This is a genomic window from Endozoicomonas arenosclerae (genome assembly GCF_001562015.1).
In the GTDB taxonomy this organism is placed as follows: Bacteria; Pseudomonadota; Gammaproteobacteria; order Pseudomonadales; family Endozoicomonadaceae; genus Endozoicomonas_A; species Endozoicomonas_A arenosclerae.
In genome coordinates this window covers 20,755-29,161 of sequence record NZ_LASA01000144.1, presented here as the reverse complement: position 1 = coordinate 29,161, position 8,407 = coordinate 20,755, and the positions used below count along the sequence as shown (strand labels likewise).

The following is an 8,407-nucleotide window of genomic DNA, read 5'->3' as shown; positions in this document are numbered from 1 at the left end:
GGGTAATCACTTTTGGTCAAAAGGCTACTGTGTCGATACTGTCGGAGTAGATGCAGAAATGATCCGTAAATATGTGAAGTACCAAGAAAAGAAAGAACGTCTCCAGCAGGAGATAGATTTCAGGAAATAATCTGCAATCTTGGGGCAACTCTCACCAGCCTTCTCTGAAGGCTGGCGGTTTCAGCCCCCTTATAGGGGGGGCATAAAGCAAAACCACGTTCTAAGAACGTGGATCATTTACTTCAAATCAGAGGTCTCTGAATCAGCTTCTGCCCCATTTTGTAGTGCCGTCAAATTGAATCTCAGGGTTTCTGGGAAAGCCCCGGATCGAAATTGGTCCATGATGGCTTGTTTGTAATGGCCTTTGTGTGCGTAGAAGTCACGGTAAGTTGGGTTGCCAGCGTTTTCATTATAATGTGTGAGATAGGCTGTTAAATGGCTTGCTGCTTCAGCTTGTGAAAGAGATTTTGATTGTTGAATGCTGTTATCTGTTTGATCAAGCCCTTGTAGAACAATCATTTTCTTATAGAAATATTTTACACTCCACGATGCAATTTTCTTTTCTGCTCGTAGTTTCATGGCATCTGCTTGCTCGAAGTCACTCTGCTTCTCGATGGCTACTAAGGTTTCTGCATAGAAGGGCTTGATGTATTCATGTACAAAAAACTGAAATCCCAACATTGAAGCGGAGGGGCAGGAATCTGTATAGGCATGATTGTCCAGATAAGATATAAAAGCATTTTTAGCTCGTTTCTTAATCCTTTGTTCTGTTTGTCCGGTTTTGCTTCGGGAATAGACTCTGGTTTTATCTAAGTATTCGCTAAAAGCTTCTTCAAGAGGGGGGGCTGTGGGTTCCTGGTCTGCAAGCACAGAGAAAGAGATTTGCAGCAAACAGATGAATACAATGCCAGATAACTGTTTTGTGAAAGGTTTTGCTTGCATACATCTTCTCCTATTCCATGGATTGACAGTTGCTTAAATTAAGACCCTTAAGATGTTCTAAAGTTCATTGTTACATTTAGGTCATTAGTCCAACTGACTATTTGCAAAGAAAGATATGTTCTAGCTACTGCATTGCTTCTATGGTCTCTCATCACCTATAGTTCTGCCTAAACCAGCCTTTCCGGGCTGAATAAGAAACGTTTCGGGGAATATCAATGGATCTGGAGACTATTAACGGGGAGCTGGCCGAGCTCTCGCCACAAGAAATTATCCGCTGGACTTTGCAGAAAGCCGGGAAGCCCGTTGTTACCACCAACTTTGGTCCCCATGAAGCTGCCATTTTGCATATGGCCACCCGTGTTCAGCCGGACCTGCCTGTCATCTGGATTGATTCCGGGTATGGCACCGAGGCGACTTATCGTTTTGCCCGCGATCTGATTCAAAAGCTTGAATTGAATATTCAGGTCTATCACCCGGAATACAGTCGTGCCTACCGTGATGCCATTATGGGGGGCGTGCCTGAGGTGGATACACCTGAGCACGATGAGTTTACCCGTCAGGTTAAGCTGGAACCTTTTGGCAGGGCGATGCAAACTTTTGCGCCAGACTTCTGGTTGACTGCGATCCGTAAAGATCAGACGGCTTTCAGGCAGGGACTTGAAGTGGTCAGCAAGACCAAAGAGGGTTATTACCGGGTCGCGCCTTTGTTGAACTGGACTGAACTGGATGTAGAAGAGTACCTGGTGATGAATGACCTTCCCATCGAGGAAGATTATTACGATCCGACCAAAGTGATCGGCAATCGAGAGTGTGGCCTGCACACCTCTGTTTCCTGAGGCTTGGAATTCAGGCTGTCAAATGATGTGACAGCCTGAGGTTCTGAAAGTTATTGTTCTTTACCGGTCATAACATCCAGACCGTGATTGTAAAATTCCAGCCAGTCATCCAGAACAGCTTTTACATCTTCCCTGGTGATTTCATCGTTGTCTGACTGTTTGTCGATACCCTTTCTCAGAATTTCGCCTTCCAGCTTGCCAGTCCCACCATCTCTCATCTGAACCTCAAGATAGAGTGCCACGATGTAATCCAGACGGTCTGTTGCTGTTTTGATCAGGGTTCTTGCAACAGCCACCGGCAATACAAACTGTCTTGGCCTCAGATCTTTCATTTCAGACACAATACCTGTGATGGCCGGTTGAATGACCAGAACACCCGGACCAGGCTTGTCTGCCAGCATGCCGCGCTTTCTCAGGCCTTCTTTGAAACCATTGTTCAGGTAATCTGCCACCTTGGTGGCAACTTCTTTTTGGGCATCATTTGTGGCGTTGTAATTAGGGAAGAGTTGGACAGGCTCTACATAAACCTTTTTGTATTTTTTCAGATCACCACTGACCCAGCGCATGGCCGTGTCGTCATCAAAGGCAGTCAGTTTCTCATAGTGCTCCAGATAACCGCTGTAAGGTTGCTCTTCGGTATCGATCTTCTGCTGAGTGGAACATGCAGTCAGAAGCAGGGCTGTGAGTGCAATAAAAGGCAATGCCAGAAGTCGGCGTATCTTTTTATAGGCTGTCATGGTGCTAGTCATTTATGAGTTAAGGGGGTTGCATTAATTTAGGGCGGAGTGTCTACCAACTTCACCCCTTTGGCCAGTCATTTTTTCAGGAGTCTTTATAAGGATCGATAGATTGAGTTTGCCAGCTTCCCTGAGGTCGCCAGCCATAACAGACTCATTCTGACTGTAGAGTATGACAGAAGAGCAGCAGGTTAGACGCTTTATTAAAAGAGTCCGCCGGATGAGGTGCGTATAGGGGCTGGAGCGTCCATAACTCTGGGCCAACGATGGCTTTTATGACAGCTCTGTTCGTTTTCTTCTGTGACCACATAGAGTCGGGTGAACGGGCCGTCGGTGGCAATCAAACCCTGGATAAACTGCTGGTTTTCCAGCATAAACCAGTGACTTTCGCCAGCTTCATCTTTTTCCATAAAAGCGTCCACGCTGATTTTGACCGGGCGTGGATTGAAACGGCGCCAATTACCACTCTTTATTGATTCCAGTCTTGCCCAGCCGCCCTGAGGGGTGTTTCCGATCTGGCTCTCGCGGCGGCCCCAGGGAACCAGAACCTGCTGACCCTGGCGGGTCAGTACCGGAAGGCGTGCCTTGGGATTGGGGAAATAGGTTTTGATGGTTTGTCCATCCAGATCAAACTGCACACCGCCACACACTTTCAGGGGATCTCCGTTGTTTTACGGTTTTGATGTTACTCGTCCGAGTCAGTGCTTGCTGCCACCTTTGCAATCAGGGCTGTCTGGTGCTTGTCCCTGACGCTCCTGCCACTCATTGGGGGTATATGTGTGTAGAGCCAGAGCATGAATCCCACCCTGCATTTCATCAGACAGAATCTTGTAAATCAGCTGGTGACGCTTCACTGGCATTTTGTCTTCAAACTCTTTGCTTACGAGTACGACCTTGAAGTGTGATTCAGAGCCAGGCGGAACGTTATGCATATGGCTTTCATTGAGAATTTCAAAGTGCTCCAGGTCCAGAGCCGTCGTCAGTTTGTTACTGACCTGATCTTGCATACTCATACTTCCGTTTCCACCTTTTTAATCTTGATTACAGGGCCAGATTCATGACTTTAGACTAACAGGATTCCCTTGGCTTGCGAAAGAAAAAGACCATCAGAATGGAGTTGGTTTCAAACACAGTCCTTCAGGAAAACTCAGCACTGAGGACAATGCACTCTATATGGGTCTTTTTTGAGCAGTAATGATGAATTGGATTGCTGAACTGGGTGTCGCCAGCACAAATCACTCTGACGGGGGACGTGCTATTGATCTGTTTCTCTAACCATGACGTGTAATCCTGACGACCAGTAGTTAATGTGAAATCGAAGTGATCCGATTCCGCCAGGGCGGTAAGCAGATCAAGGCAATAATGATCATGACTGGAAGAGGCTTCCTGAAAAAGGTGTATTTTAAGTGCTTGAGGGTTGCTGGTCGCGTGAACTCTGGATCGGGCGTAAGCCAGCAGGGGAGCCAGTGATCCTTCCTGGGCGATAAGTATTTGATCCGGTGTGTCTAGCAGATTTCCACAAAGATTCAGCCCACGGGGGCTGCTGATGCTGACTTTTTGACCGACTGCGGTAGAATCGTGGGCCCAGATGCTGAAGGGGTCTGCAACCTTGCGCTGGACATGGATGACCATGGATCGATCCTGTGATGGCACAGAGGCCAGATAGCATTCTTTTGTCAGCTCAAGACCTGTGTCTATTCTGACATGCTGTCCAGGAAAGTAGTCCATAGGATGGCGTGCAGCCAGCTCCAGGCTCACAACCGTAGGGCTAATGAGATGCTTTGCAGTAATGATGGCTTGGGTGTGCTCCCTGGTGGGGAGGGACACCGTCATATCCTGTTCCGGAAGGCATTGGCAAGCCAGAAAGTAACCTTCACGAACTCTCTCTCTGCTCAAGTGTGTTTGACTATTTACAGGAGGTTGACCTCTGTCGGCTTTCAGCAGGCAGGCGTGACAAATACCTGAACGGCAGGAGAAAGGTATTTTTTCTCCATTTTCCAGCAGTGAGTCCAGCAGTCGTTTGTCTTTATTGACCGGATAAGACCGGTTAGACAGTGTGATAACAGGCATGGCGGTATCTTACCTTGGTGATTTTTATTATGGAAATGCTTGTAGTGTTCTTCCATTCAGCTGGAAGACTGTGCTGATTACTCACTGAAGCGACTTTGCTAAGCAATGTCTGTCGTTTTGTTTCGGCCATCTGCGATAAAAAATGAAAGATCCTGTTGTCAATCAATGTCTATTGTGAAAAATCTTTTACTTACTTGGGTCAATGTTTCTGTTTGAGGATGGCGTAAAATGTTTTTCTTTGCTCACGGCTGTTTCTAATGCAAAGCATTGATATACTTGCCGGGCTAATGAGGAGGGGAAGCCCAAAGGAAACCGCCAAAACAGTCGGGTTTCAAAGGGTTCTTCATTGATGTTCTGATCTGTGTGGCGAGTATTTCAGCCAAACACCAGAACCGAAAAACAGAGCCGGGTAGCTGGCCAGGGTCCTGAAGGCTGTTCTTCAGAGATCTGTATTGTTTGAAGATCGCAAAGCTTGACCGATCATGGGAGTTGGGGAGCGTAATGACACTTATTCGTGAAGAGGATCTGGTTGAGAGCGTAGCTGACGCTCTGCAATTTATCTCCTGCTATCATCCGCTGGATTTTATCCACGCTGTTCATGATGCGTGGAAGAAAGAGCCGTCCAAGGCGGCTAAAGACGCTATGGCCCAGATTCTGATTAACTCCAGAATGTGCGCTATGGGTAAGCGACCCATTTGTCAGGATACCGGTATTGTGACCGTGTTCCTGAAGATCGGTATGAATGTCCGCTTCGAAAGTGATCGAAGTGTTGAAGATATGGTGAATGAAGGTGTTCGCCGTGCTTACACTCATCCTGAAAATGTTTTGCGTGCTTCGGTTCTGGAAGATCCCGCCGGCGCTCGCAAAAACACTAAAGACAACACACCAGCAGTTATTCATATGACACTGGTACCTGGCGATACCGTTGACATCCAGGTAGCCGCTAAAGGCGGTGGTTCCGAGAATAAATCCAAGCTGGCTATGCTGAACCCGTCTGATGATATTGTCGAGTGGGTCAAGAAGACCGTTCCTACTATGGGAGCTGGCTGGTGCCCACCGGGTATGCTGGGTATTGGTATTGGCGGCACCGCAGAAAAAGCCATGGTGCTGGCCAAGGAATCCCTGATGGATCCTATTGATATCCATGAACTCAGAGAACGTGGTCCGAGCAATCGTGTTGAAGAACTACGTCTTGAAATCATGGATGCGGTTAACAGTCTGGGCATCGGTGCCCAGGGTCTGGGTGGTCTGACTACTGTGCTTGATATCAAGATCAAGGATTACCCAACCCATGCTGCATCACTGCCGGTTGCCATGATTCCAAACTGTGCCGCTACACGACATGCGCATTTTGTTCTGGATGGCAGTGGTCCTGTTATTCAGGAAGCACCAAGTCTGGATGATTACCCTGAAGTGGCTCTGGATTTGAGTGAAGGGGTTCGCAAGGTCAATGTAGATGACATCAGCAAAGAAGAGATCAAAAGCTGGAAGCCAGGCGATACTGTGTTGCTGTCAGGTAAGATTCTGACCGGACGTGATGCTGCTCATAAGCGCATGATTGACATGATGTCTCGTGGTGAAGAGTTACCAGTGGATCTGAAAGGCCGTTTCATCTATTACGTGGGTCCTGTTGACCCGGTTCGTGATGAGGTGGTTGGCCCGGCTGGACCTACTACTTCAACGCGTATGGACAAGTTTACCCGAACCCTGCTGGAAGAGACCGGTCTGGCCGGTATGATTGGCAAGGCTGAGCGTGGAGATGCAGCTATTGATGCCATCAGGGATAACGAGTCTGTTTATCTGATTGCTGTGGGTGGCGCTGCTTATCTGGTGTCTCAAGCGGTTAAGAAAGCGGAGGTCGTTGCCTTCCCAGAACTGGGAATGGAAGCCATCTACGAGTTCGAAGTTAAGGATATGCCGGTTACCGTGGCTGTGGATCACACTGGTGATTCTGTCCATAAAACCGGACCGCAAATCTGGAAGCAGAAAATCGAAGAGCAGGTGCTGGAGATTAAATAATCCCTTTACCTGTCTTTTTATGGTCAGCCTCCCGGGGCTGGCCATGCTCTATCCCACCTTTATTCCTCAGAGTTACCTGATTTTTACAGCTCTTGTTCAGACGCCTGTGATTCTCTCGTGCTTTTCAGCTCAAACACTTTGCTCGTTAATCATTCAATTAGAAAAATACACCTGAAAACTGTCAATTTCTGGACAGTAGGCTATAGGGCAGAGGGTTCTATAATCAGACTATAAGACCAGGCAGTAAGGACGCATTATGGTTGACGATTCTGATCAGTCTCATGAACCCATCCCAGAGGGTAGGCATTCAGCAGGGGTAAGCTTTTCAGGCTTTTGGTCGAATTTGCTCTCAAGGCTGAAGCGGTTTGTTTCAGAGTGGGGCGAGGAAGATGTAATCAGGATTGATGATGAATCAAGAATTGTGCGTGCCAATTTGCTTACACTTCAGCTTGAAGATCGATTCGAGCTCTTCTGGATAGAAGAAAGTACTCAGGAAATCGAAGAAGAGATGGATGAGGATTCCATAGTCGGTGACGAGCTGTTTTCAGAGTTGCTGGCGGCTGAAGAAGAGTGGATCAGGCTTCAACAGATCAGAGATCAATACCGGAAAGATAACGACTGATGTTTTGGTCAGTAATACTGACAGGCTTGTCAGTTAATTTCCGTGAAAATTGATTCAGTATGAAGTGAGCCAGAAAGGGATTTAATCGAAGGAGTGATTCATGGCCGGTATTTTGGAAACAGGACAGTCAATAGCCCAAGGAACCCTGAATGGTGCCATCAAGGGTGCCATGATGCCTGCTGAGCTTTCCTATAAAGCGGGCAAGGCCGTTGGCATGGCTTTTGGTAAGTCTGTGGCGGCTGTTGTGGGCTTGCCGGGCTATCTCGTTATTAAGGGGGTGAATGTCTTTCGCCCACAAAATAGAAAGCTGAATGCATCTGATGCATTCAATATTGTTCCTGTTGCTCCCTTTAAATACATTGGTGCCGGTCTGGCACTGACTTCTACATCTCCTGCATTGATCGCACTGACTCCGTTGGCCGCGATTGGTGGAACAGTATTTGGTGCTGTGTTCACTGTAACCAAACAGGGTGGTAAAAAGCTGGTTGGTCTGATTGCCTATCGTCAGCAGGGAGAAGCCGCAAACGTTCAGCAGATTCGTCAACAATTGATGGACTTGCAGCGTCGCATTATCGAAAAGCAGGGTGATGCCAATCCTGGGGATCTTGAGGCTTTGGTTCGAGGGTTTAATGAGCTGGTGGATGATGATGCCCAGATCCTGATCATGGAGCATGTTCAGGGTTTGACCAATGCTGCCGGTGAACCTATTGATGTTACCGATGAGAATATCGTTGAGATACTTCACATTATTCATGAGATAAGCCCGGAAGGTGATTTGGCGCGGGTGTTCATGGATCAGTTAATGGATTTAATAAGAAACCTCGGTGTTGAAAATGGCGATGACCTTTGTGACGGGCTAAAGGCCTACAAAAGCTTCTTGCAGCTTCAGACCTTTCAACATAACCAGGGTCTTGAACAATTTACTAACGATGATTTCCATGGCCTGGTTGAGAGTGGGGCATTAAATGATCCCGTAGTGTTTCAGGCGCCAGTGAATACCATTGAAGAGATGACTCCGGATCAAATAGGTGAGTTTGGAACTCTGGATGCTTACCTGGATTTTGAGGCTGAACGATACTTGGCAAGAAGGCTCAATACGGCTCGTCAGGCATTACAGGAATATCAGCGGGAGCAAGGAGCGGCTCCCTGATCATGAAAGATCACTAAAAAAGGCCTGACTG

Annotated in this window: 10 protein-coding genes; 5 read left to right on the top strand and 5 right to left on the bottom strand. The window is 47.4% G+C overall.

The features are described 5' to 3' along the window. Positions 1 to 130 (top strand): transposase (locus tag WG89_RS21960; protein ID WP_172806753.1); only part of this gene is annotated, 130 nt, incomplete at its 5' end. A gap of 107 nt (positions 131 to 237) precedes the next feature. Here WG89_RS21960 and WG89_RS21955 read toward each other — a convergent pair. After that, positions 238 to 942 carry a hypothetical protein gene (locus WG89_RS21955; RefSeq protein WP_062269836.1) on the bottom strand — a complete coding sequence of 235 codons (705 nt, stop codon included), beginning with the start codon at positions 940 to 942 and terminating at the stop codon, positions 238 to 240. Positions 943 to 1,157: 215 nt separating this feature from the next. Between WG89_RS21955 and WG89_RS21950 the strand changes: the two genes are divergently transcribed. Continuing rightward, positions 1,158 to 1,778: a phosphoadenosine phosphosulfate reductase domain-containing protein gene (locus WG89_RS21950; RefSeq protein WP_062269834.1), complete on the top strand. Its 621-nt coding sequence runs from the start codon at positions 1,158 to 1,160 to the stop codon at positions 1,776 to 1,778. A gap of 50 nt (positions 1,779 to 1,828) precedes the next feature. On the opposite strand, the gene WG89_RS21945 is transcribed toward WG89_RS21950, so the two are convergent. The 4 genes from WG89_RS21945 to WG89_RS21930 all read right to left on the bottom strand — a co-directional run bounded on the left by WG89_RS21945 (position 1,829) and on the right by WG89_RS21930 (position 4,585). Beyond that, a complete protein-coding gene (locus WG89_RS21945) occupies positions 1,829 to 2,515 on the bottom strand; it encodes a DUF3313 domain-containing protein (RefSeq protein WP_062269833.1) in 687 nt (228 codons plus the stop codon). Between the two features lie 203 nt (positions 2,516 to 2,718). Continuing rightward, positions 2,719 to 3,153: a hypothetical protein gene (locus tag WG89_RS31755; RefSeq protein WP_216638539.1), complete on the bottom strand. Its 435-nt coding sequence runs from the start codon at positions 3,151 to 3,153 to the stop codon at positions 2,719 to 2,721. 60 nt (positions 3,154 to 3,213) lie between these two features. Beyond that, the gene (locus WG89_RS21935; protein ID WP_062269831.1) at positions 3,214 to 3,528 is read right to left on the bottom strand and encodes a BolA family protein; all 315 of its coding nucleotides are present in this window, start codon (positions 3,526 to 3,528) and stop codon (positions 3,214 to 3,216) included. A 124-nt stretch (positions 3,529 to 3,652) separates the two neighbouring features. Then, on the bottom strand, positions 3,653 to 4,585 hold the full coding sequence (locus WG89_RS21930; protein WP_062269829.1) for a 2Fe-2S iron-sulfur cluster-binding protein: 933 nt from the start codon (positions 4,583 to 4,585) through the stop codon (positions 3,653 to 3,655). A 501-nt stretch (positions 4,586 to 5,086) separates the two neighbouring features. Here WG89_RS21930 and WG89_RS21925 point away from each other — a divergent pair. The 3 genes from WG89_RS21925 (at position 5,087) to WG89_RS21915 (ending at position 8,376) form a co-directional block, all read left to right on the top strand. Continuing rightward, a complete protein-coding gene (locus WG89_RS21925) occupies positions 5,087 to 6,604 on the top strand; it encodes a fumarate hydratase (protein WP_062269826.1) in 1,518 nt (505 codons plus the stop codon). Between the two features lie 256 nt (positions 6,605 to 6,860). Further along, positions 6,861 to 7,226, top strand: a complete 366-nt coding sequence (locus WG89_RS21920) for a hypothetical protein (RefSeq protein ID WP_062269824.1) — start codon at positions 6,861 to 6,863, stop codon at positions 7,224 to 7,226. Positions 7,227 to 7,326: 100 nt separating this feature from the next. After that, on the top strand, positions 7,327 to 8,376 hold the full coding sequence (locus WG89_RS21915; RefSeq protein ID WP_062269822.1) for a hypothetical protein: 1,050 nt from the start codon (positions 7,327 to 7,329) through the stop codon (positions 8,374 to 8,376). Positions 8,377 to 8,407 lie beyond the last annotated feature (31 nt).